Origin of the sequence: Parabacteroides sp. AD58, from assembly GCF_023744375.2 — a bacterium.
GTDB classification, from domain to species: domain Bacteria; phylum Bacteroidota; class Bacteroidia; order Bacteroidales; family Tannerellaceae; genus Parabacteroides; species Parabacteroides absconsus.
On sequence record NZ_CP146284.1, the window covers coordinates 1,654,374 to 1,680,328 of the forward strand.

General features: G+C 43.3%; 17 protein-coding genes, 2 tRNA genes and 3 rRNA genes. 2 read left to right on the forward strand and 20 right to left on the reverse strand.

The window, feature by feature from the left end:
* Positions 1-123: 123 nt before the first annotated feature.
* Positions 124-954, forward strand: a complete 831-nt coding sequence (locus NEE14_RS07370) for a tetratricopeptide repeat protein (RefSeq protein WP_251968762.1) — start codon at positions 124-126, stop codon at positions 952-954.
* A gap of 80 nt (positions 955-1,034) precedes the next feature.
* Here NEE14_RS07370 and leuB read toward each other — a convergent pair whose 3' ends face one another.
* From leuB to NEE14_RS07400, 6 genes are all read right to left on the reverse strand, one after another.
* Positions 1,035-2,096, reverse strand: a complete 1,062-nt coding sequence (leuB, locus tag NEE14_RS07375; RefSeq protein WP_251968761.1) for a 3-isopropylmalate dehydrogenase — start codon at positions 2,094-2,096, stop codon at positions 1,035-1,037.
* A gap of 30 nt (positions 2,097-2,126) precedes the next feature.
* On the reverse strand, positions 2,127-3,656 hold the full coding sequence (locus tag NEE14_RS07380) for an alpha-isopropylmalate synthase regulatory domain-containing protein (RefSeq protein ID WP_251968760.1): 1,530 nt from the start codon (positions 3,654-3,656) through the stop codon (positions 2,127-2,129).
* A gap of 313 nt (positions 3,657-3,969) precedes the next feature.
* Complete coding sequence (gene leuD, locus NEE14_RS07385) at positions 3,970-4,569, reverse strand: 3-isopropylmalate dehydratase small subunit (RefSeq protein WP_251968759.1); 600 nt, start codon at positions 4,567-4,569, stop codon at positions 3,970-3,972.
* Positions 4,553-4,990, reverse strand: a complete 438-nt coding sequence (locus NEE14_RS07390; RefSeq protein ID WP_251968758.1) for a pyridoxamine 5'-phosphate oxidase family protein — start codon at positions 4,988-4,990, stop codon at positions 4,553-4,555. The genes leuD and NEE14_RS07390 overlap by 17 nt, the downstream gene beginning before the upstream one ends.
* Before the next feature lie 21 nt (positions 4,991-5,011).
* Positions 5,012-6,412 (reverse strand): 3-isopropylmalate dehydratase large subunit, encoded by a 1,401-nt coding sequence (gene leuC / locus NEE14_RS07395; RefSeq protein WP_251968757.1) that lies wholly within the window; start codon positions 6,410-6,412, stop codon positions 5,012-5,014.
* Between the two features lie 6 nt (positions 6,413-6,418).
* Positions 6,419-7,915, reverse strand: coding sequence for a 2-isopropylmalate synthase (locus tag NEE14_RS07400; protein ID WP_251968756.1), 1,497 nt, complete (start codon positions 7,913-7,915; stop codon positions 6,419-6,421).
* A 468-nt stretch (positions 7,916-8,383) separates the two neighbouring features.
* Here NEE14_RS07400 and NEE14_RS07405 point away from each other — a divergent pair, with 468 nt between their 5' ends.
* Entirely contained in the window at positions 8,384-10,132 is a 1,749-nt protein-coding gene (locus tag NEE14_RS07405) for a metallophosphoesterase (RefSeq protein WP_251968755.1), read from the forward strand.
* Positions 10,133-10,307: 175 nt separating this feature from the next.
* On the opposite strand, the gene rrf is transcribed toward NEE14_RS07405, so the two are convergent.
* From rrf to NEE14_RS07475, 14 genes are all read right to left on the reverse strand, one after another.
* Positions 10,308-10,418 (reverse strand): 5S ribosomal RNA (gene rrf / locus NEE14_RS07410).
* Between the two features lie 92 nt (positions 10,419-10,510).
* A 23S ribosomal RNA gene (locus NEE14_RS07415) occupies positions 10,511-13,393 on the reverse strand.
* 162 nt (positions 13,394-13,555) lie between these two features.
* Positions 13,556-13,629, reverse strand: a tRNA-Ala gene (locus NEE14_RS07420).
* Positions 13,630-13,640: 11 nt separating this feature from the next.
* A tRNA-Ile gene (locus NEE14_RS07425) sits at positions 13,641-13,714 on the reverse strand.
* A gap of 141 nt (positions 13,715-13,855) precedes the next feature.
* Positions 13,856-15,382: ribosomal RNA gene (locus tag NEE14_RS07430) — 16S ribosomal RNA — on the reverse strand.
* Together the 16S, 23S and 5S rRNA genes with 2 tRNA genes alongside form the textbook arrangement of a ribosomal RNA operon.
* Before the next feature lie 915 nt (positions 15,383-16,297).
* Positions 16,298-17,734 (reverse strand): aldehyde dehydrogenase, encoded by a 1,437-nt coding sequence (aldA, locus tag NEE14_RS07435; RefSeq protein ID WP_251968183.1) that lies wholly within the window; start codon positions 17,732-17,734, stop codon positions 16,298-16,300.
* 117 nt (positions 17,735-17,851) lie between these two features.
* Entirely contained in the window at positions 17,852-19,564 is a 1,713-nt protein-coding gene (locus NEE14_RS07440; protein WP_251968182.1) for a PNGase F N-terminal domain-containing protein, read from the reverse strand.
* A gap of 236 nt (positions 19,565-19,800) precedes the next feature.
* Positions 19,801-20,841: a UDP-glucose 4-epimerase GalE gene (galE, locus tag NEE14_RS07445; RefSeq protein WP_251968181.1), complete on the reverse strand. Its 1,041-nt coding sequence runs from the start codon at positions 20,839-20,841 to the stop codon at positions 19,801-19,803.
* 18 nt (positions 20,842-20,859) lie between these two features.
* Complete coding sequence (gene rsxA, locus NEE14_RS07450) at positions 20,860-21,435, reverse strand: electron transport complex subunit RsxA (protein ID WP_022456510.1); 576 nt, start codon at positions 21,433-21,435, stop codon at positions 20,860-20,862.
* Between the two features lie 12 nt (positions 21,436-21,447).
* The gene (rsxE, locus tag NEE14_RS07455; RefSeq protein WP_251968180.1) at positions 21,448-22,032 is read right to left on the reverse strand and encodes an RnfABCDGE type electron transport complex subunit E; all 585 of its coding nucleotides are present in this window, start codon (positions 22,030-22,032) and stop codon (positions 21,448-21,450) included.
* Between the two features lie 19 nt (positions 22,033-22,051).
* Positions 22,052-22,660, reverse strand: a complete 609-nt coding sequence (locus NEE14_RS07460; RefSeq protein ID WP_251968179.1) for an RnfABCDGE type electron transport complex subunit G — start codon at positions 22,658-22,660, stop codon at positions 22,052-22,054.
* 1 nt (position 22,661) lies between these two features.
* Entirely contained in the window at positions 22,662-23,630 is a 969-nt protein-coding gene (locus NEE14_RS07465) for an RnfABCDGE type electron transport complex subunit D (protein ID WP_251968178.1), read from the reverse strand.
* Positions 23,631-23,641: 11 nt separating this feature from the next.
* Positions 23,642-24,973, reverse strand: coding sequence for an electron transport complex subunit RsxC (rsxC, locus tag NEE14_RS07470; RefSeq protein ID WP_251968177.1), 1,332 nt, complete (start codon positions 24,971-24,973; stop codon positions 23,642-23,644).
* Between the two features lie 12 nt (positions 24,974-24,985).
* Positions 24,986-25,948, reverse strand: coding sequence for a Fe-S cluster domain-containing protein (locus NEE14_RS07475; protein ID WP_251968186.1), 963 nt, complete (start codon positions 25,946-25,948; stop codon positions 24,986-24,988).
* Positions 25,949-25,955 lie beyond the last annotated feature (7 nt).

Here is a 25,955-nt window from a genome sequence, read left to right on the forward strand (position 1 = left end):
TAAGTCAATTCATTCGACCATGAAATCTTACAAAGTGTAGCAAAGCTATAAATAATTTATATTTGGACAAATAGCCGAAATAAATCCTTAGTTTTGCACGTGCTTATTTAGTAAACAAATTTCATGGGAAAAAGATTTATATTTCTTACAATATTTTTTATTTCTTATGGCTTCGGACATCTTTCTGCTCAAACGTATGAAGAATGGATTCAGAAAAGCTGTGATTATTTTGATAAAAACGACCTGGTTTCAGCTGAAGAAGCACTTAAAAATGCCATGCGTGAAGAGCCTGGCAACCCGGCCAATTTTGCCTTACTCTGTAATTTAGGAACTATTCAACGCCGACAAGGGAAAAAGCAAGAGGCACTTGTTTCTTATACAGCCGCATTAAGCCGCCATCCGAAAAGTGTTACCATACTTGAAAATAGAGCTTCCCTTTACACCGAACTCGGCGAAATAGATAAAGCGATCAATGATTATAATGCCTTGCTGATTGTAGATCCGGAACATCAGGAATCGTTGTATGCCCGCGGACTGCTTTACCTGGCACAAAAAAAATATGCAGCGGCAGAAGGAGACTTCGACAAGATTCTGCAGCTTAATGAAAAGTCTGTTCTGGCACGTATGGGATATGCCATCCTTGAAAAGACAAGAGGTAATTACGATGAAAGCGAGCGTATCTACAATTATCTGATTGATAAAATGCCACGCGACTGGATCTTATATGAAGGAAGAGCTGACCTTTATTTTCTGATGGGCAAGAATGCGCGTGCCATGAATGATATTAACCACATATTTGTAGAGAGTGAGCCAACGGCTTCTTTATATATATTGAGAGGAAAAGTCAAACTGGCTCAATATGAAAAGGAATCTGCCAAAAATGATTTTCTGAAAGCCCAGGAAATGGGTTATGACCAGACGATCGTCAACGAATTGTTACGCATGTGCGAATAAGAAAAGAAAAGCTTTTGAGTTTATAAGTTGTATGAACAAGATTCCATCAACTTACAAACTCAAAAAACTATTGACGGCAATTATTTCTTCTTGATATAGTCAACAATCCAGCTGCCGACTTCCTTCGTTCCATATTTTGCCCCACCTTCAACCTGAATTTCCGGCGTACGGACACAAGCATCCAAAGAAGCATCGACCGCTTCACGGATCAAGGCGCCTTCTTCCTTCAGATCGAAATATTCAAACAACATAGCAACAGAAAGAATCTGAGCCAATGGGTTCGCTATATTCAAACCTTTTGCCTGCGGCCATGAACCATGGATCGGTTCAAATACCGGAGTGCTCTTTCCTGTAGAAGCAGAAGGAAGTAAGCCCATGGAACCGCTGATGCAAGAACCTTCGTCTGTCAGAATATCTCCAAATGTATTTTCTGTAACCATGACATCAAAGAAAGTCGGTTCCTGTATCATTCGCATGGCTGCATTATCAACATACATATAATCGGTCTTTACTTCCGGATATTTCGGAGCCATCTCCTGCGCAATCTGTCTCCACAAACGAGAGGAAGCCAAGACATTGGCCTTATCCACTACAGTCAGATGTTTACGACGCTTCATGGCATATTCGAAGCCGACCTTCAGGATTCGTTCGATTTCTGGACGAGTGTACATGTTGGTATCATAAGCCTTATCGTTATCCTGGTATTTTTCTCCAAAATACATACCACCTGTCAATTCACGAATACACAGGAAGTCTGCTCCTTCTACCAGCTCTGCACGAAGCGGAGACTTATGTAACAAACATTTGAAAGTCTGTACAGGACGGATATTTGCAAAAAGGCCCAGTCGTTTACGCATAGCCAAAAGTCCCTGTTCCGGACGTACTTTAGCCGTCGGATCATTATCGAATTTCGGATCGCCTACAGCCGAGAACAATACGGCATCTGCGTCTTCACAAACTTGATAAGTTTCTTCCGGAAACGGATCGCCCACCTTATCAATAGCATCCGCTCCACAAAGTGCATGTTTATAACTAACCTGATGACCAAACTTCTCGCAAACAGCGGTCATGACATTCACGCCCTGCACGGAAATCTCTGGTCCGATACCGTCACCGGCTAATACAGCTATTTTGAAATTCATTGTCTATAATATTTTTAATTAAACCTGTTCTTATTCTTCAATCATATTCAACATTTTGATAGTAGCCTTGATGGCTGCTTCGGTCTGGTCGGCATCCAGACCACGGGTTCTGAATACTTTCCCTTCAAAACTCCATGTAATCACGGTCTGCACAAAGGCATCCGTCCGTCCTCCAGGAGGAATACTCACCGCATAATTGGTCAGCATCGGGAATTTCCGCTTTAATGTTTCCTTATAAACTTTCCGAAGAGCCCGTACAAAAGCATCATACTGACCGTCGCCACTGGCACTTTCTTCGTACTCCTTGCCGTTAATTTCTATTTTCAATGTAGCCATCGGTTTCAGTCCATAGGCTAAATTGACAATATAACTCTTCAGTTTTACTTTTTCGCTGACAACGTCATGTTTTAAAACATCACTGACAATATATGGCAAATCTTCGGGAGTAACCACCTCTTTCTTGTCGCCAAGCTCAATAATCCGGTCGGTTACCTTACGCATCGACTCTTCATCCAGTTCCAGTCCCAATGTCTCCAGATTCTTCCGGATATTAGCCTTACCACTATTCTTTCCTAATGCATATTCACGTTTGCGGCCAAAACGCTCGGGCAACAAATCATTGCAATACAAATTATTCTTATTGTCGCCATCGGCATGTACACCGGCTACCTGCGTAAATACATTCTCCCCAATGATTGGTTTGTTGGCCGGAATAGAAATACCCGAATAAGATTCGACTACACGACTTACCTCATTCAGCAGGCTTTCATCAATATTGGTAATAGCATGGAAATGATCTTTCAGTATGGCCTGTACACTCGACAAAGGAGCATTTCCGGCCCGTTCGCCCAAACCGTTGATCGTTGTATGCAGACCTTTTACTCCGCTAAGCACAGCAGCTAACACATTGCTCACGGCTAAATCGTAATCGTTATGCGCATGAAAATCAAAATGTACGTCAGGATAACGTTTCATCATCTTCCGCATATACTCGATAACTTGCAATGGATTCAGAATGCCCAATGTATCCGGCAACATAAACCGTTTGATCGGTAATTTCGTCAAGGCATCCATCAGCTGGAACACATAATCCGGCGAATCTTTCATTCCGTTACTCCAGTCTTCAAGATATACATTGACATCCAAACCTTTCTGTGCAGCATACATGACAGTCTGGGTAATATTGGCAATATGCTCTTCCACTGTATTTTTCAACTGGAACCGGCAATGCTTTTCCGAGCCTTTACACAACAAATTAATAACCCGACACCCCGCATTATAGATCCAATCGACCGATATATTCTTGTCAACAAACCCCAATACTTCCACTCTTGGCAGTAACCCCCGCTGGGCAGCCCAGTTGCAAATCATCTTAACGGCTCCAAATTCACCTTCCGACACGCGAGCCGAAGCGACTTCTACCCGATCTACTTTTAACTCTTCAAGCAGCAAACGGGCGATCATTAATTTCTCATGAGGCACAAACGAAACGCCACTGGTCTGCTCTCCATCGCGCAACGTAGTGTCCATTATCTCTATACGAGGATGTTCATTCTTCATACTGATAAAATTGTTTTCTTTTCTTTCGCTGAAACAGATCTGCCTGTTCCAACATTTACCGTCTACCTATCAAAAAGATGTATGTGGACAGATATACTTATAGAATTCACAAACTATTCTTTAGTTCACGGCGTGAATTACTTAGTTCACACCGTGAATTACGTAGTTCACGTCGTGGATTACTTAGTTCACGCCGTGAACTAAAGAATTTGACATCAGATTGAATTCTTTATCTGCTTACCAAAAGAAAAATAGGATGAGCAGAAAACTCTTTATGCTCTTGTCCCAAACAAGGACAAAAAACTTTTCCAGATTAATGTTTTCTTGCCTGTTCAAAGGCTTCTACCTTTCCACGATTTTCTACCAGGAAATCCACATCATCCAATCCATTCATCAAACAATGCTTCTTATAGGCATTGATTTCAAAATGCTCAGATTTTCCTGTCGCCTTATTGATTATTGTCTGTTCCGGAAGATTTACTTCGACCTCCATTTTAGGATTAGCATAAATGGAATCGAACAATTCTTTCAAGAACTCCTCGCTTACAACGACCGGAAGCACGAAATTATTCAATTCATTATTTTTATGAATATCGGCGAAGAAGCTTGAAACAACAACCCGGAAGCCATAACCGGCAATGGCCCACGCCGCATGTTCACGACTTGAACCAGAACCGAAGTTCTTTCCTGCCACCAGAATCTGACCACCATAAGTAGGATCGTTCAAGACGAACTGAGTGTTCAACGAACCATCCGGATTATAACGCCAGTCGCGAAACAGGTTATCGCCGAAAAACTTCTCTTCACGCGTTGTTGCCTTTAAGAAACGCGCCGGTATAATCTGATCGGTATCCACATTTTCCAACGGAAGTGGAACACATGTACTTGTTACTATATTAAATTTTTGTTTCATAATTATCTATATTAAAATCTTCAGAAGAAAAATTATGGTAATAACGCCCACAAGTTGCCGTAAACTTTAAGACACAATAATCAGGATCTTCAGCACCTCCCGGATAATACATCGTATCCCCGTCTTGCCAGATCATTGCCTTGTGTTCAGTATCGGTCAGCACTTCCATTGTCCCTTTCAACATCACACCTCGGAAGAAACGCTTGTCACAAAAATAAATGCAAGCCTTATCGTTCTGCCGGTACTGGGCTACACGCATGGAAGATGTATTGGTCGTGAAATAAAACACACGGATTCCCTCACGTTTACGGGGAGCCAGCATGGCTTTCATATTCGGAAATCCATCCGAATCCACCGATCCCATGAATGCAACCTTCTGCTTGTCTATCAGCAGACCGATCGTTTTTTCGGCATCTCTCATAAGCTAAAAGATTACTATTGATTATTCGCCTAACAGAGTACGGGGGTCTGTTATCTTCCCTGTCACTGCAGCTGCAGCCGCCGTAAGCGGACTAGCCAACAAAGTACGAGAACCCGGACCCTGGCGACCTTCGAAGTTACGGTTACTGGTTGAAACAGCATATTTGCCTGCCGGGATCTTGTCGTCATTCATAGCCAGACAAGCCGAACAACCCGGCTGACGGATCTCAAAGCCAGCCTCTGCCAAAACCTTATCCAAACCTTCTTCCCGAATCTGCGCGTCTACCATCCACGAACCCGGTACAAGCCAAGCCGTAATATTTTCGGCCTTTTTCCGTCCTTTCACGATAGAAGCAAAAGCACGGAAATCTTCGATACGCCCATTCGTACAAGCACCTAAGAATACATAATCTACCGGTTTACCCAATAATTTTTCACCCGGCTTGAATCCCATATAATGCAGTGACTTCTCAAATGAACCTTTTTCTACTTCACTCATTCCTTCAGTTGTCGGGATAGACTGTGTAATGCCCATTCCCATACCCGGATTCGTTCCATAAGTAATCATCGGCTCAATATCGGCAGCATCAAAATGAACTTCTTTATCAAAGACTGCGTCATCATCACTCTTCAATGTCTTCCAATAAGCTACAGCCTTATCCCAGTCTTCTCCTTTTGGTGCATATTCACGACCTTTCAGATAAGCAAAAGTAACTTCGTCCGGAGCAATCATACCGCCACGAGCTCCCATCTCAATAGACAGGTTACAAAGAGTCAGTCGTCCTTCCATAGTCAGACTGCGGATAGCTTCGCCTGCATATTCTACAAAATAACCCGTAGCACCACTGGTTGTCATCTTCGACATCATGTAAAGAGCCACATCCTTTGCTGTAACCCCTTTACCTAACTTTCCATCAATGGTAATCCGCATTGTTTTCGGGCGTGACTGCAAAATACACTGGGAAGCCATTACCATTTCAACTTCACTCGTACCGATACCGAAAGCAACGGCACCAACGGCTCCATGTGTAGAAGTATGAGAGTCCCCACAGACAATCGTCATGCCCGGTAAAGTCAAGCCACGTTCAGGACCTACTACATGGATAATACCGTTCTTCGGATTCATCATGCCGAAATAAGTCAAACCAAAATCCTTGGCATTTTTCTCCAACGTATCAACCTGAGCCTTTGAGATCGGATCTTCAATCGGTTTATCCTGGTCGTGAGTCGGTGTATTATGATCCGGCATACAGAAGATATGATCCGGACGGAAACAAGACAATCCGCGTTCCCGAAGTCCCTGAAAGGCTTGCGGACTGGTTACTTCATGACAATATAATCTGTCAATATACAATTGGACTGGCCCATCAACAACTTGCTGAACCACGTGGGCGTCCCAGATTTTATCAAATAGCGTATTCATGCTCTGTCATTTTACGAATTTATTAATTGCATCAATATAAGCTTCAACAGAAGCTGCGATAATATCAGTATTGGCACCAAAGCCATAATATACATGTCCGTCATATTCCACCTGCATGTGAACTTTACCCACATCATCACTTCCTTTACTAATAGCCTGAATGGTAAATTCCTTCAGTACCATTTGGCGATGTATGATCTGTTTCAGGGCCTTGATGGCGGCATCTACAGGTCCGTTTCCGGATGAAGCTGCTTCAAACTTCTCACCGGCAATGCTCAATCCTAAGCTTGCAACCGAACGAACGCCAACACCACTTGTTACCTGCAAATAATCCAGTTTGATATGATGATTCATCGAGCGATCGGCTCCGGCCAATACCAAGACATCATCATCCGTAATTTCCTTCTTCTTATCAGCCAGCTTCAAGAAATCTTCATAAATCTGATCCAGTTTTTCCTGATTAATTTCGATACCTAATACATGCAGACGATGTTTCAAAGCTGCACGTCCGCTACGCGCTGTCAATACAATAGCGTTGTCGTCAATACCAACATCTTTCGGATCGATAATCTCATACGTTTGTGCATTCTTCAAAACGCCGTCCTGGTGAATTCCTGAAGAATGAGCAAAGGCATTTCTACCGACAATTGCCTTGTTAGGCTGGATAGGCATGTTCATTAAGCTCGATACCATCCGGCTGATACCATATATCTTAGTCGTGTTGATATTCGTAGAAATTCCACATTCCTTATGACTTCTGAAAATCATTGCTATTTCTTCCAGAGAAGTATTACCGGCACGTTCACCAATACCATTAATAGTTACTTCCACCTGACGGGCACCGTTTAATACGCCTTGAACTGTATTGGCTGTAGCCATACCCAAATCATTATGGCAGTGAGTAGAAATGATGGCCTTTTCAATGCCGTCTACGTGTTCCATCAAATATTTGATCTTAGCACCATATTCATCAGGTAAACAGTAGCCTGTTGTATCCGGAATATTTACAACAGTTGCACCGGCTTTGATAACTGCTTCAACTACACGTGCCAGATATTCATTTTCTGTACGACCGGCATCTTCGCAGTAGAACTCTACATCATCCACAAACTTACGTGCATATTTTGTGGCAGCAATAGCTCTTTCAATAATTTCTTCACGTGTCGAATTAAATTTATATTTGATATGTGGATCAGAAGTTCCAATTCCTGTATGAATCCGAGAACGCTTGGCAAATTTTAAGGCTTCAGCAGCTACGTCTATATCTTTTTCAACCGCACGCGTCAAAGCGCAAATAGTTGGCCACGTAACAGCCTTTGAGATTTCAACCACACTCTTAAAATCACCCGGGCTTGAAACCGGGAATCCAGCCTCGATAATATCAACACCCAACGCTTCCAGAGCTTTTGCCACCTGAATTTTCTCAACGGTGTTCAGCTGACAACCTGGTACTTGTTCTCCATCACGAAGTGTCGTATCAAAAATAAATAATCTGTCTGACATATCTCTTTTTCTTTTTAAATTATATACAAACCAAAAAGACCTTTCTCACAAGGAAGCGAGAAAGGTCTTTATCTTTATTTTATCTTACAGAATCACGCACCGTCTCACTTCCTATCCTGTTGCCAGAGTAGAATAATAATAATACCCAACGAATTCAATAGACTGTTACGCAAAATCTGTTCCATTTAACTTGTCTTTTTCCGTTTTAACTTTTTGACGGTGCAAAGTTACATTGTTTTCCGAAACGACAAAATATATTCCTAACTTTTTTCAATTGAAATATTACAAACCGTAAGAAAAAGATTAAAACAAACGAAAAACTATCATTACTAAACCTAATAATTTCATTTTATCAATGAAAACCACATCAGAATTACAAACAGAAAGAACTATATGTTATGAAAATTTGTCGTTTCCAGAAACAGTTCGTATGTTTACATACAATTATTAAATATTCAAGAAACTATCATGTTAAGCTTATACAAATACTTAATTGCTTCCGCTTATTTATTTTCTTTTACTGCTTGCGAACAGGTAAAGAAACCTGCAGATATTTATCCATTTCAGCTTGCATTCATAGCAGATCCACATATACAAGACGTAGTAAATCATCCGCACTTAATACGAACAATGGAATCTCAAGTACATTCTACTCGTCTGTTCAATGAAAACTATTTTGCTTTTATCGCCGCACTTGATGATGCTGCACAAAAAGGAATCAAACATATTGTAATACCTGGTGATCTTACAGACAACGGGCAACTTATCAATCAGAATGCCGTTCGAAAAATACTGGAAAAATATACGCAGACATATGGAATTTCGTTCTATTTTACCACGGGTAATCATGATCCCTCTCAGCCTCGAGATTATGAAAATTGTGATAGAAACTTTCTTACAAGTAATGGAGAAAAACATACAATTTGCAGTAGTCTATCAATATCAAATCAAAAGGAAAATCAATGCATTCAAGTTGACACGACACTAAAAGGAGCTGGTTATAAAAAACAATTGGAATGCTATCAGCAATTTGGATTTTTCCCCCAGCAACAATATCTTTATTGGGAAACTCCCTTTAGTACATATTCATATGACAATTATTCATATTCAAAAGCGGCAGAACAAAGTGCTACAAATTGTAGACAGTATTTATTAACTGATTCCATATCGGCTATTGATGCCAGTTATTTGGTAGAACCTATACCTGGAATCTGGCTACTTGCTATTGACGGAAGCGTCCATAAACCTAAATCAGCCCTTAACGGGAAGCAAGAATTTCAAGGATCAGGTGATGGGTATAATAATATTCTCCAATATAAACCATTCTTATTGCCTTGGGTAAAAAAGATAGCCTCTGAAGCCCAACGCCTACACAAAACTTTAATTGCTTTCAGCCATTATCCTCTAATTGAATTCAATGATGGTGCTTCTGAAGCCATATCGAAAGCTTGGGGAGATAACAAATTTGATCTATCAAGAGTACCGAAACTTTCGGTTAGTAAAGCATTTCTACAAGCCGGAATACAATTACATTTTGCAGGACATATGCACATTAATAATACAGGTACAATAAGTGATGAACAAGGGAATAAACTTTATAACATTCAAGTTCCTTCTATTGCCACTTATTCTCCTGCATACAAAATTGCTACAGTCAGAAATGAATATCAAATAGAAATTAAAACGGTTTATCTTGACTCTATAGTAAATTTCAATCAACTATTTCCTTTTTATGAGAAAGAGTATTCAGCATCAATAACAAAGCACAAACAGCCTGTTTGGCAAAAAAGGATTCATCAGTCACGCAATTATCATGAATTTTGCGATTACATCTTTCAAGATTTAGTCAGACTCCGTTTCATCCCCAATGATTTACCCACATTCGTTCAAGACAGTATTGTTCCAATAAACGGCCTAACAATCTTTAATCAAGTCACAGGACATTCACCCAGTCAAGACTCTACTTCTTGGAAAAGCTGGAACGGCTATGAACTAATCTTAGATCTATACAGATTACGCTATGCCGATGTTGGGGCTCTTAAAGACATTCCGAATTATCGGTTAAAACAGTACAAACAATTATTTCAGGAAGTTTCAAAAAGTACTTCGTCTTCTGATATGGTTACTCACTTACGAAATATCGCAACTATCTATAATTATTTTCTACATGGAATACCTTGCGATTCCTTATTTATAGATCTCAGAAATTCTAAATAACAAGTTCCAAACAGCCGTTACTGGTATTGAACAAAAATAAATCATTTATCGAAGGTGTGTAGAAAAGCACACCTTCACTGAATTTACTGTATAAAGGTACAATATCTAGATATAAAGAAAGCCTATAAACACGAAAAAAGCCGATCCAACAGATGTTGAACCGGCTCTCTCTCTAAAACGGCGGCTACCTACTCTCCCACTGTTACGCAGTACCATCGGCGTGACGAGGCTTAACTTCTCTGTTCGGAATGGGAAGAGGTGGATCCCTCGTGCTATAACCACCTTAATGTCTTTATTTAAATCTTTTGAACCTGCCGTACATCCCGTAAAGTCTTCCGGAAGACCTTCTCTGCTTCGTAACTATCAATCCTTTTTCCGATAAGAAAGTTTCGGGCTATTAGTACTGCTCGGCTTCGCCATTACTGACCTTACACCTGCAGCCTATCAACGTCATCGTCTTTGACGACCCTCCTAAGGAAATCTTATCTTGAGGTTGGCTTCGTACTTAGATGCTTTCAGCACTTATCCTTTCCAGACTTAGATACCCGGCGGTGCACCTGGCGGTACAACCGGTAAACCAGAGGTCTGTCCAACACGGTCCTCTCGTACTAGTGTCAGATCCCCGCAAATTTCCTGCGCCCACGATAGATAGAGACCGAACTGTCTCACGACGTTCTGAACCCAGCTCGCGTGCCACTTTAATGGGCGAACAGCCCAACCCTTGGGACCTTCTCCAGCCCCAGGATGTGACGAGCCGACATCGAGGTGCCAAACCCCTCCGTCGATATGAGCTCTTGGGAGGGATCAGCCTGTTATCCCCGGAGTACCTTTTATCCTTTGAGCGATGGCCCTTCCATACGGAACCACCGGATCACTATGCTCTAGTTTCCTACCTGATCGACTTGTTTGTCTCCCAGTCAAGCACCCTTATGCCATTACACTCTGCGACCGGTTACCAATCGGTCTGAGGGTACCTTTAGAAGCCTCCGTTACGCTTTTGGAGGCGACCACCCCAGTCAAACTACCCACCATACAGTGTCCTCGCTTTCCGCAAGTTAGAACTCAAACAATCAAAGGGCCGTATTTCAACGGCGGCTCCACTAATACTGGCGTACCAGCTTCATAGCCTCCGGCCTATCCTACACATCAATTGCCCAAATTCAATGTAAAGCTATAGTAAAGGTTCACGGGGTCTTTTCGTCCCATCGCGGGTAATCGGCATCTTCACCGATACTACAATTTCACCGAGCTCACGGTTGAGACAGTGCCCAGATCGTTACACCATTCGTGCAGGTCGGAACTTACCCGACAAGGAATTTCGCTACCTTAGGACCGTTATAGTTACGGCCGCCGTTTACTGGGGCTTCAATTCAAGCCTTCGCTTGCGCTGAGCTCTCCTCTTAACCTTCCAGCACCGGGCAGGTGTCAGGCTGTATACTTCATGTTAACTATTTCGCACAGCCATGTGTTTTTGTTAAACAGTCGCCTGGGCCTATTCTCTGCGGCCGATCTTCCGATCGGCGTCCTTTATCCCGAAGTTACAGGACCATTTTGCCTAGTTCCTTAACCGTGACTCACTCGAGCGCCTCAGTATTTTCAACCCAACTACGTGTGTCCGTTTGTGGTACGGGTACTTCAATGATTATGTTTAGCGGATTTTCTCGGGAGCCTGGTTACGTCCATCTTGGATTGCACCGGGGTGCGCTCCATACTCTCAGGTTCGGATCTCTCTGCGGATTTGCCTACAAAGATCTGCTCCTACACCCTTCAACCGGCTATTCCGTCAGCCGGCAGGACTGTCACTTCTCCGTCTCCACGTCACTCATTAAAGCAGTAACGGAATATTAACCGTTTCTTCCATCGGCTTCGCCGTTCGGCTTATCCTTAGGTCCCGACTTACCCTGATCCGATTAACGTTGATCAGGAAACCTTAGTCTTTCGGCGAGGAGGTTTCTCACCTCCTTTATCGTTACTTATACCTACATTTGCTTTTCCGGAAGCTCCAACGGAGGTCATCCTCCATCTTCGACGCCGCCGGAATGCTCCCCTACCAATCTTTAAAGATTCCACTGCTTCGGTAAATGCTTTATGCCCGATTATTATCCATGCCAAATTCCTCGACTAGTGAGCTGTTACGCACTCTTTAAATGAATGGCTGCTTCCAAGCCAACATCCTAGCTGTCTTTGCAATCTGACTTCGTTTTCTCAACTTAAGCATTATTTCGGGACCTTAGCAGGTGGTCTGGATTCTTCTCCTCTCGGACATGGACCTTAGCACCCATGCCCTCACTCCATGGAATCATATAATACGCATTCGGAGTTTGTCTGGACTTGATAGGCGGTGAAGCCCTCGCATCCAATCAGTCGCTCTACCTCATATTATACTTCGCACAGGCTGCACCTAAATGCATTTCGGGGAGTACGAGCTATCTCCAAGTTTGATTAGCCTTTCACCCCTACCCTCATCTCATTGGAACACTTTTCAACGTATAACCATTCGGACCTCCAGGTGGTGTTACCCAACCTTCATCCTGGACAAGGGTAGATCACTTGGTTTCGCGTCTACTCACAGTGACTTGATGCCCTTTTCAGACTCGCTTTCGCTTCGGATTCGTACCTGAAGTACTTAACCTTGCCACTGAAAGTAACTCGTAGGTTCATTATGCAAAAGGCACGCCGTCACAGCTTACGCTGCTCCGACCGCTTGTAGGCAGACGGGTTCAGGGTCTATTTCACTCCTCTGTTCGAGGTTCTTTTCACCTTTCCTTCACAGTACTGGTTCGCTATCGGTCTCTCGGGAGTATTTAGCCTTACGGGATGGGCCCCGCTGCTTCGCGCAGAATTCCTCGTGCTCCGCGTTACTCAGGATTCCACTAGGCTTCGGCCTTGAGTCGTGTACCGGGCTGTCACCGTCTCTGGCCCACCTTTCCAGATGGTTCTACTTCAAGGCTGTCTTGCCACGTCGTGGTCCTACTACCCCGGCTTTGCCTAGACAAAACCGGTTTGGGCTTTTCCGCGTTCGCTCGCCACTACTTGCGGAATCACATTTTGTTTTCTTCTCCTACGGGTACTTAGATGTTTCAGTTCCCCGCGTTTGCCCCTTGTTTCAAGGTGACAGGCCTTCAACCTGCCGGGTTGCCCCATTCGGATATCCCGGGATCAAGGATTATTTGCATCTCCCCCGGGCTTTTCGCAGCTTATCACGTCCTTCTTCGCCTCCGAGAGCCAAGGCATCCACCGTCTGCCCTTGCTTACTTTCTTTATCTGGCACTTAACGCGCCGGATTGATATTTACTAAGCTTGCTCTTCTTTTTTACTTTACTGAATGTACAACATGTCAAAGATCTTTCTGAATTGAAAATTGAAAATGGAGAATTGAAAATTATTTTTCGTTTTTCCTTTTCCAGCATCAATTCTACTCTGTGGAGAATAACGGATTCGAACCGTTGACCCTCTGCGTGCAAAGCAGATGCTCTAGCCAGCTGAGCTAATCCCCCGTCTCTGAGAGTAGTCCCAGGCAGAGTTGAACTGCCGACCTCTACATTATCAGTGTAGCGCTCTAACCAACTGAGCTATAGGACTGTCAACTTTGCCGGTTTCCCAGCTTCATCTTTTCTCTCTTTTCATCTATCTTTTTTCATATCCAACCTGTAGTACAAGGTATTCTTCATTCATACCTCTACTTGATCCTTCGTTTTTTTCTTTCGGAATCTCTCGCTCCAGAAAGGAGGTGTTCCAGCCGCACCTTCCGGTACGGCTACCTTGTTACGACTTAGCCCCAGTCACCAGTTTTACCCTAGGCCGATCCTCGCGGTTACGGACTTCAGGTACTCCCGGCTCCCATGGCTTGACGGGCGGTGTGTACAAGGCCCGGGAACGTATTCACCGCGCCATGGCTGATGCGCGATTACTAGCGAATCCAGCTTCACGGAGTCGAGTTGCAGACTCCGATCCGAACTGAGACGTGGTTTGGAGATTAGCTCCTTGTCGCCAAGTGGCTGCTCTTTGTCCACGCCATTGTAACACGTGTGTCGCCCCGGATGTAAGGGCCGTGCTGATTTGACGTCATCCCCGCCTTCCTCACAGCTTACGCTGGCAGTCCCGCTAGAGTCCTCAACACTACTTGTTAGTAACTAACGGCAAGGGTTGCGCTCGTTATGGCACTTAAGCCGACACCTCACGGCACGAGCTGACGACAACCATGCAGCACCTCGCACATCGCTATTGATAGAAAATCAGTTTCCTGATTCGTCGCTGTGCGTTCAAACCCGGGTAAGGTTCCTCGCGTATCATCGAATTAAACCACATGTTCCTCCGCTTGTGCGGGCCCCCGTCAATTCCTTTGAGTTTCACCGTTGCCGGCGTACTCCCCAGGTGGATTACTTAACGCTTTCGCTGTAGAGCTTACACTATATCGCAAACTCCTAGTAATCATCGTTTACTGCGTGGACTACCAGGGTATCTAATCCTGTTTGATACCCACGCTTTCGTGCTTCAGTGTCAGTTATGGCTTGGCAAGCTGCCTTCGCAATCGGAGTTCTGCGTGATATCTATGCATTTCACCGCTACACCACGCATTCCGCCTACCTCAAACATACTCAAGTCTCCCAGTATCAATGGCAATTTTATGGTTAAGCCACAAACTTTCACCGCTGACTTAAGAAACCACCTACGCACCCTTTAAACCCAATAAATCCGGATAACGCTCGCATCCTCCGTATTACCGCGGCTGCTGGCACGGAGTTAGCCGATGCTTATTCATACGGTACATACAAAAAGCCACACGTGACTCACTTTATTCCCGTATAAAAGAAGTTTACAAACCATAGATCCTTCATCCTTCACGCGACTTGGCTGGTTCAGCCTCTCGGCCATTGACCAATATTCCTCACTGCTGCCTCCCGTAGGAGTTTGGTCCGTGTCTCAGTACCAATGTGGGGGACCTTCCTCTCAGAACCCCTATCCATCGTCGGTTTGGTGGGCCGTTACCCCGCCAACTGCCTAATGGAACGCATGCCTATCTATCAGCGATGAATCTTTAACAAATATTCCCATGCGGGACCCCTGTTTCATGGAGCATTAATTCATCTTTCGATGAGCTATTCTCCTCTGATAGGTAAGTTGCATACGCGTTACTCACCCGTGCGCCGGTCGCCGGCGGAGTATTGCTACTCCCCGCTGCCCCTCGACTTGCATGTGTTAAGCCTGTCGCTAGCGTTCATCCTGAGCCAGGATCAAACTCTTCGTTGTTGAAATTGTTTTATGTCTTTGCTCAAGATTCCGTTATTCTTTTCAGGTTCAAGTATTATTGACGGTATTCATTCTAAATACTTGTACTACTGTTGTATATGTAATTCTCTCAAAGAACTCTTCTCAATCGGTTTCTTGCGAAACGTGGTGCAAAGGTAAGGATTTTTATTTTTATCTTCCAAATTTTTTTGAAGTTTTTTTCGATTTATTTTTTTGGAAGACCGCCGGGCGGATTCGGATATCTGCTTGGATTCTTCCAACCTCATCCTCTTTCCTCTCCGGGTCCTTAGCCCGTTCCATCATGTTGTCTCACGCATCTCTCTCGATTGCGGGTGCAAAAGTACTGCTTTATAACATATCCTCCAAATGTTTTTGCCACTTTTTTTCAATTATTTTTTGCCTTTCCTGATTGTCAGGATGTTATAAATGCACTTTTTCTTCCCCGTTCTTTTGGCTTGACACAAAAGAACCAAAAGGTCAAGGCTACACTTGAGAAGGCTGCAAATTCACTTCACTCCGCTAAAATCCCGGATAACTCGCGCTACGCGCTCAGACAGCCGGGATTTCTTTACGCTCCGCTCGCAATTTGCTTTACGCCTTCTCCGTTAGGCCGGTCCTGTTCTTCTCTTGTTTTCCATTCTTTCCTTTTATTTTCTTCCATTAATTATCAATTTTCAATCCTCCATTTTCAATTGACCAAAAGCTGGCGTGTTTTTATCATTTCTCGCCGGCTTTTCATCAATATACGCCGGCTTTTTTCTCTTCCCTGCCTACCTTTTTAAATGAACTAAACGGGAATCGATTTCGATCCTCACTGGATTTACTTTCGATTCCCGTTTAGTTTAAAAACGGAACAAGATGTATGATTCAAAAATCTTTTATAGCACCCAATGAATGAGCTCTCGATATCTGTCTTTAAATTTGAGTTTCCAAATAAACTACATGAGTTTGCAAGTATTCTTCTAAACCATGTTTACCATCGGCTCCACCAATACCTGATTTACGCCATCCTGCATGGAAGCCTTGCATCGCTTCAAAATTTTCTCGATTAATATAGGTTTCACCAAACTTTAACGAACGCATCATCCGAAATGCCTGATCCAAATTCTGCGTATAGACAGAAGAAGTCAGTCCATATTCACAATCATTAGCCCATGAAATGGCTTCATCTACCTCTGAATATGCAACTACTGGCAATACCGGACCAAAGGTTTCCTCCCGAACAATATCCATTGTTTGTGTAGCCTCATCCAGCAATGTAGGAGCATAAAAATATCCTTTATCTCCAATTCTATGCCCACCACACAACAGTTTAGCGCCTTGCTGTATAGCTTTCTCAACCTTTTTCTCGATAGAATCCAAGGCAGCAGCATCAATCAGTGGCCCCATGTCTACATCGGTATGGAGAGACGGATCACCAGCCTTAATCTGTTTCATTCCCGCCAATAACTTATCCATAAAGACATCTTTGATTCGGCGATCTACATAAACCCGTTCTGCACAGTTACAAACCTGCCCGGTATTAATTACTCTCGAAGCTATTATCGCCCGAACAGCCAAATCAATATCGGCATCAGCCATCACTATAGCCGGGGCTTTGCCGCCTAATTCCAAAGACACCTTCGTTATATTGGGAGCAGCAGCCAGCATCGTCTGCTGCCCAGCCGATACACTTCCGGTCAGACTTACCATTCCGACCTTCGGGTTAGCAGCCAACTCATGGCCTATTACCGAACCACGTCCGTTGACTACATTAAAGACTCCGGCTGGCAAACCTACTTCTTCAACAATCTGAGCAAACACATAAGCATTCTCTGGCGTCAGCTGACTGGGTTTGATAACAATTGTATTACCCGTCACCAAAGCCGGAGCCATTTTTCTGGCAATTAAGAAAAACGGGAAATTCCAGGGTAATATTCCAGTCGTAACCCCAATAGGTTTCTTAAACAGCATAATTGTTTCTTTCGGACGATCACTCGGAATAATCTCTCCTTCATAACGCCGAGCCCAGCCCGCCATATAATCCATGTAGTCAGCCGTAAATAATACTTCGACACGAGCCAGCTGCTGCGTTTTACCACCTTCACGAACAATGATATCCGTCAATTCCTGTTCACGTCTGCGAATACCAGCAGCTATTTGCGTCAAATAGGCAGCCCGCTGTACAGCAGGAAGCTTTTCCCAACCCGGCTGTGCCTGCTCGGCCGCATTAATCGCCCGGCGGGCGTCCTCAACTGTTCCATCCGGCATCCAAGAGATAACCTCTTCTGTCGAAGGATTTAAGACCTGAATCCACTTTCCGGAAACATTTTCTTCGAATTTCCCATCAATAAACATTTTCAATTCTTTCATGGCACAAGATAATTTTATGATTTCGTTATAAAGTTATCCATCTATTCTATCAATCACTTATAAATTTTGACAGATTACCTTTCAGAATTGATAAATATAGCCCAATTAACTTTTAAATCAATACAATAACGTTCCGGAAATACACCAATAACTATTACTTCCTCCTTCCGGTTCACCTTGCGGAATCTGTACCACGATTGTGTGCTCGCCAGCTTCCAAATCCCCTAAATAAATATATTCCGGGTTAGTTAATGTTCCCGGACACCAGTTGGAACGGCTCAAATCAGAAGAACTCAATCCGTTGGAAAAATTACCGGAACACGGATTCCAATTTCTGTATGTTCCGCAATCCTCCCGCCAAGGAACGAAGGAAATGACCTGCTTTCCATCCAAATAAATCGTATTTGGTTTCTGATTAAACTCATCACCATTTCCCCAACCTCCATGACCGGTTGTAAGATAAAACAAACGAACATTCTTAGCCGGCTCTTTCATCGTAAAAGATACCTTCAAAGAATCATGCAGGAAAAATACTGGATATGCCTGACCCGCCTGTTCCAGATAATTTACTGTATTAAACAAAGGCATTGTATGGTAAACCCGACGCTCCTCATCCGGATAATATTTCAGCTTCAACGACAAACGGTGGCCCTTGGCATCCCAGTTGCCAATATATGCTCCTACCCAGACTTCACCTTTCAGCGCTTCCGATAATGTCGTTACATCGGATTTATAAACAACTGAATCAACCCAACTCTGTCCTTTTACCTTAACATGATTGAACTGACGAACTCCAAAGCCCGTAAAGAAACGCATCAGCTCCAGCGGTGCATCATAATCCGGAGTCGAAATCAAACCAGGATATGCCTGCCCTTCCGACTGAAAAGAAGGAACTTGTTTCAAATCACGAATGGCATCCAGGAAAGACTGTTTCTTACTCATTGGAATCACAAATATAGAACCTGTACGGTCATAAGCATCACCATCAGAATACTGGGCCACTTCAACGAATACACTCCGGTTCTTGACAACTTCCGGCAACTTTACCTTCTTCAAGATAATTGTTCCGCCACCTGCCGCGTACACTTCGCCGTCATTCAAGGCATCAGGTAATTTAGCTCCATTAAAACAAATAGTCTGCTGGTCGAATACCGGAACCGTTATCACCGAACTTTGATTAATCTCATACTGATAGTCATACGCATCCATCTTTTCACCCCACGTTGTCGGTAATAAACGCTGTTCCTCTTTCAAAGGCTTTATGTCGACCGCTTCCGTCACCATATCGCCATTACGAACCACTTTCAGTACCAAACCATCCGGAACGCCGACACCAGCCTGCGGTGTTCCCCGGAAAGGAATATCATTCGTAACCCAGACTTCAATCGTATTTGAACGGACAGACGTCCGAAGAACACGACAGTCAAATCCCAAAAGCTGATCTTTTCCGACCTCAGTGAAACCGGCATTCAGTTCAAAAGGAGTCTCAGCCGATATGATCTTTCCATTAGGTAATTCTGCCCAATTATAGGATTTCAACTGCGAATAGTCCAGATAATCCCGCTTATCCGGTTGCGCAATCTCTTCTTCCGGATTTTTCTTCTTTTCATCTTCCGGCTCCGCTTCAACCCGAAGCAATGAGACCTGATCACCCGAAACCGTCATTAGCAATTGGTCAGGCCCGACCTCTCCTTTATAACTGGATTGATAAATCACTTCAATACCTTTGGCGTTTTTTACTTTCTTACGATAGTTCTTTGCATCAGCCGAAACCGTAATCAGAAGTCCCAGCAACAACCATGCGAAAGTTTTCATTCTGTCATTTTTCATGATGTTATTTATTATTTGAGTTTTTGTATAGATTCTTCTTAGAAACACACGTATTTACAAAGATATAAATTATTGGTAACTATGCACAAAGAAACACTAAAAAACATGACCAGCACACGCTTTCCATTCAGTTTAAACAAGAGCCTCATACAAAATAAAACGGATTGCATTTCCTGCGTGAAAACTTCACACCAAGAAATACAATCCGCATTTATTCTTTACCGAGACTTCTATACTTATTGAATACCTCTTTCGCGTAACTTAACCTGCCAGTTCCAAGCCGATCTCAATGTATCTTCCAAAGTTTCAACAGCCTTCCAGCCCAAAACCTTATTCGCTTTTTCCGGATTAGCCCAAACCTTTTCGATATCACCTTCACGACGACCTACAATCTTATGCGGAACTTTCACGCCTGTTGCCTTTTCGAAAGTGTTGATCAATTCCAATACAGAAACACCATTTCCTGTACCCAAGTTGAAAATCTCTACCTTTTCGTCAGACCTGTTCTCCAACATACGGTCCATTGCTATAACATGAGCCTTAGCCAAATCTACCACATTAATATAATCACGGATACATGAACCATCAGGCGTATTGTAGTCATCACCAAAAACGCTCAGTTCTTTCCGGATTCCAATGGCGGTCTGTGTCAGATAAGGAATCAGATTCTGTGGAACGCCATTAGGCAATTCACCAATTTCTGCCGTCGGATGCGCTCCAATCGGATTAAAATAACGCAAGATAATGCTCTTAAACGGAGCTCCTGCATGAATTGTATCCTGGATAATTTCCTCATTAATCTGCTTTGTATTACCATAAGGAGACATAGCCGGCTTAATTGGAGCACTTTCCGTTACCGGTAAGAATTCAGGATCCGGCTGACCATAGACAGTACAAGAAGAAGAAAATACAATTCCCTTCATTCCGAATTCTGGCATCAGCTCCAAGATATTGATCAAAGTAGTGATGTTGTTCCGATAATACTTTAACGGCTGCTGAACAGATTCTCCTACTGCCTTACTCGCAGCAAACAAGATAACGCCTTCAATACCCGGATGAGCTTCCAAAGCCTTGCGAGTACCTTCTTTGTCCTTCAAATCCAGTTTGACAAACGCCGGACGTACACCCGTGATACGTTCGATGCCATCCAGAACTTCAATGTTCGAATTAGACAGGTCGTCAATAATGACTACTTCATAACCCGCATTCTGTAACTCTACCGTAGTATGTGAACCAATATAACCTGTTCCACCTGCTACCAAAATCTTCTTTTTCATATCTTTATTATTTTAGATTTAGGATCCGATACCAGAGAATCCCATAAATGCCATTGCCAACAATCCGGCTGTGATCAATGCGATCGGTGTGCCTTGCAAACCTTTCGGCACATTCGTCATAGCCAGTTGCTCTCGTATCCCTGCAAAGATAATCAAAGCTAACGCAAATCCAAGGGCTGTTGATATAGCATATACGATTGATTCCAACAAATTATATTCTTTTTGGATAACCAAGATAGCAACACCCAGAACACAGCAGTTAGTCGTAATCAACGGAAGGAAGATTCCCAAGGCCTGATACAATGCCGGAGAAACTTTTTTCAAGATAATTTCCACCATTTGTACCAATGCTGCAATGACCAAAATAAAACTGATGGTCTGCATGAATCCTAAACCAAAAGGATCCAACAGATATTTCTGGATCAAGAATGTTACGATCGTAGAAATAGCCAACACAAAAGTAACGGCAGCACCCATACCGATAGACGTTTCAACCTTCTTTGAAACACCCAGGAACGGACAAATACCCAAAAACTGCGATAATACAACATTGTTGACAAATACCGCAACAATAAATATCAATATATATTCCATACTCTTCCGTTTTTAAGCTTTACGCAGTTTGTTTACAATTGCTATCAAATATCCTAATACGATGAAAGCACCCGGAGCCAGGATGAATATCAGCGAACCATATTCTTCCGGCATCAGCGTAATGCCGAATAATTTCCCGGAACCTAATAATTCACGGCAAGCGCCCAGCAAAGTTAAAGCCCAGGTAAATCCGAGTCCAATACCAATACCGTCAAATGCAGAAGCAATTACACCATTCTTAGCCGCAAATGATTCAGCACGGCCCAAAACAATACAGTTAACTACAATCAACGGAATGTAAAGTCCGAGGCTTGAATAAAGAGCCGGCGTATAAGCCTCCATACACAGCTGAACAACTGTTACGAATGTTGCTATAATCACAATATATGCCGGAATACGAACCAAATCTGGTATCAATTTCTTCACGGCAGAGATGACAAAATTGGAACAAATCAATACAAAAGTAGTGGCAAGGCCCATACTCAAACCATTCATTGCTGATGAAGTCGTACCCAAAGTCGGACACATACCCAACAACAAGACAAATGTTGGATTCTCTTTCAAGAGACCGTTCAATAATACTTTCAGATTACTCATCTTCTTTTCCTCCCTACTTTTATTTTGACGATGTAGCGCCACCCATGGCATCTGTTCCAGCATAAGCACTATAAGCACGGTTCACAGCATCCAGAAAGGCACGACTGGAAATGGTAGCAGCCGTTATAGCATCTACATCACCTCCGTCTTTCGTAACCTTCAATCCGCTACCATCCAACTTACGCCCTATAACACTCTGTTTATTTTTATCCGTTCTGAACCAATCCTGCATCTTGGCTCCTAAACCCGGAGTTTCAGAATGCTGCAAGACAGAATAGTTACACAACGTACCTTCCGTATCAAAGCCAACAATTACTTTGATCTCACCACTAAAGCCTTTCTTGGAATAACTCTCAACAGCGGCACCCACAAACTTACCATCCATCTTGGCCGGATAAATCCGAAGTGAATCTCCTTCCGGCGTAGCAGCCATATAAGACTCTTCAGATGGCTTGTTATTGAATTCCGGAGTAACGGCTTTGATGGCTGTTTCCAAAGCAGCAGCTTTAGAAGCAACAATCGGACCGGCAGTCAAATTATTCACAGCCGCCAGTACAGCTCCTGCCACCACACAAATACCGGTTAAGGAAAGGAGCATATTTGGTAATGTCGATTTTAATTTTTCCATCTTACTTTTCTCCAAAATGTTTAGGTTTTACATAAGCATTGATAAGCGGAGTCAATGCATTCATGATCAGGATGGCAAATGACATTCCTTCCGGATAAGAACCAAACAAACGAATAATTGCTGTCAGCAAACCGATACCTACAGCATATATTACCTGGCCTTTCGTTGTCATAGGAGATGTCACATAATCAGTTGCCATAAAAATAGCACCCAACATCAAACCACCTGAAAGCACATGGATAAACGGACTTGCATATTCTGCCGGGTTAACCAAGTGCATAATTCCCGTAAAAGTAAATACGGTTACTATAATTGTAACCGGAATGTGCCACGTAATAACCTTTTTCCACAACATATAAGCAAACCCTAACAACAAGGCAATTGCACTAACTTCTCCCAAACTACCACCACGACAGCCGGCCAGTAACTCCATATGAGAAGGCAGATCAGTAACACCTTCATTCAAAAGAGATAAAACGGTAGCACCCGTCTGTGCATCGGTATAGGTAAGCGGGAAAGCGCTCGTTGCATCTACTAAAGGCCAGGTTGTCATTTGTGCCGGAAACGAAATCAGCAAAAATACACGTCCGACCAAAGCCGGGTTGAATATATTATTTCCCAAACCACCAAAAGTCATCTTGCCAATACCAATAGCAGCCAAAGCACCGATAACAACAATCCATGCCGGCAGATTAGAAGGCAAGTTAAATGCCAACAAAACTCCAGTCAGAATAGCAGAACCGTCACAAATAGTAGGTTCTTTCTTCATCAGGAATTTCTGAATCAAATATTCAAACAGGACACATGATACAACTGATATCAGCGTTACGATCAAGGCCCCCAATCCGAAATAGTAAAGAGAAACCAAGAAAGCCGGAATCAGGGCAATCAGTACTCCATACATATTTTTACTGATGCTGTCGCCACTATGAATATGAGGAGACGGCGAAACATATAAACTATTTTCCATACTTGCTCTTTTTATGACTTTCTTGAACGGATTATACCCATTACTTTACTCTTGCCCACACGAATCTGATCCAACAACGGACGATTAGCCGGACAAGTAAAACTACAAGAACCACATTCTATGCAATCCTGTATATGATCGGCTTCTGCCATTTCCCAATTCTTAAAGACAGTAGAACGCATCAGGAAGGCCGGATTCAATCCCATCGGACAAACCTGTACACATTTAGCACAACGAATGCAATCGTGCATAGGCTTACGTACAGATTCTTCTTTTGTCAGTAATAATACTCCAGAACTACCCTTTCCTACTGGAACTTCCGGACTAATCAAGGCTTTACCCATCATAGGTCCACCACCAATGATCTTTCCGGTATTTTCAGGAATACCACCTGCAGCTTCTATCAGTACACTTATCGGCGTTCCGATACGAACCAGGAAATTAGAGGGATTCGCAACAGCTTTACCAGTTACAGTCACAACACGTTCAAACAAAGGTTTATTTTTCTGGACAGCCTGATAAACAGCAAATACGGTACCTACGTTCTGAACAATCGCACCCACAGAAATAGGCAGTGCGCCGCTCTTCACCTGACGGGAAGTCACCGCATCGATCAGTTGCTTTTCACCTCCTTGCGGATATTTCACTTTCAGCGGCATAACTTCAATTCCTGAATAAGAAGCAGCCAGTTTTGTCATATGGGCAATGGCGTCAGGCTTGTTATTTTCAATGCCGATTACTGCCTTATTTACATTGGCAGCCTTCATCAGGATCGATACGCCAACTAAAATTTCTTCGCCCTTTTCCAACATTAATGAATGGTCGGCAGTCAGGTAAGGCTCACATTCAACTGCATTAATGATCAGAATATCGGCTTTATTTCCCGGAGGAGGTAATAATTTCACCTGTGTCGGGAATGTAGCACCACCCATACCTACAATACCGGCGGCAGCTATTTTATCTATAATCTCTTTGGAAGAAAGTGTACATTCTTTAACCAATGTTTCACTACGATCAATGCTTTCTTCCCATTCATCGCCTTCCACATCAATAAAGACAGCCGGGCGTTTGTAACCACTGGCGTCAAGCGCATTATCAATCTTATTTACTTTTCCGGATACAGACGAATGAATGTTCGCTGATACAAAACCTCCGGCTTTAGCCAGTAAGGTACCGACTTTTACCAGGTCTCCTTTTTTTACTACAGCCTGTGCCGGAGCACCAATATGCTGGCTTAAAGGAATAATCACCTGTTTGGGTGCAGCCAGTGCGGTAATCTTCTTACCGGCAGACAGTTTATTCTCGGGTGGGTGAATACCTCCGATTCGAAATGTCCTTAGCATACGTTTAGATTTTTATTTTTTAGTTTCTTCTTTTACTTCAGTTTGTTGAGATGTTGTCTCCGCCTTTACTTCTGGAGCAGAAGCCTTTGGTGCTGATGCTGCAGCTGGAGCCGCAGGTTTAACGTCGGCTGCACTTTTCGGTGCTGCAGGAGCCGTTTCTTTTCGAGGCGGGAAGTTCAATTCATGAATAGCGCCTGTCGGGCAGACAGCTACACATTTCCGACACATACGGCACTTCGTATAATCGATATAGGCCACATTGTTCTCGACGGTAATTGCTTCAAACGGACATTCCTTCGCACATTTTCCACAACCAATACAAGCATTGGCACAAGCCTTGCGTGCGACAGCTCCTTTATCTTTATTGACACAACATACGTAAATACGACGAGACTTCGGTCCTTTCTTACGCAATTCTATAATACCTTTCGGACAGGCTTTTGCACAAGCTCCACAGGCAGTACATTTGTCTTCATCAACTTCCGGCAATCCAGTCTCCGGATTAATATGAATCGCATCAAAGTTACAAGCCTTCACACAATCACCATATCCCAAACAACCAAACGTACATCCGGTTTCACCTCCATACAAAGAAGAGGCAATGGCGCAACTTTTTACACCATCATACGTATTCGTCTTCGGACGGGCCTGGCAAGTTCCGTTACAGCGGACAACAGCCACTTTAGGTTCAGCTGCAACCGCTTCTTTTCCTAATATTGTTGCAACCTTTGCCATAACAGGCGCTCCTCCTACCGGACAAAGCATTCCTTCCAATGAATCTGCTTTAACACAAGCTCCGGCAAATCCGGCACAACCCGGATATCCGCATCCTCCGCAATTGGCTCCCGGTAACACTGACTGTACCTGCCCGATACGTGGGTCTTCATGGACTTCAAATTTCTTAGATGCCCAATAGAGTAAAAGGGCGCCGATTATACCGATCACCCCTAATGAAATAACGGCAATTAAAATCATCATATTT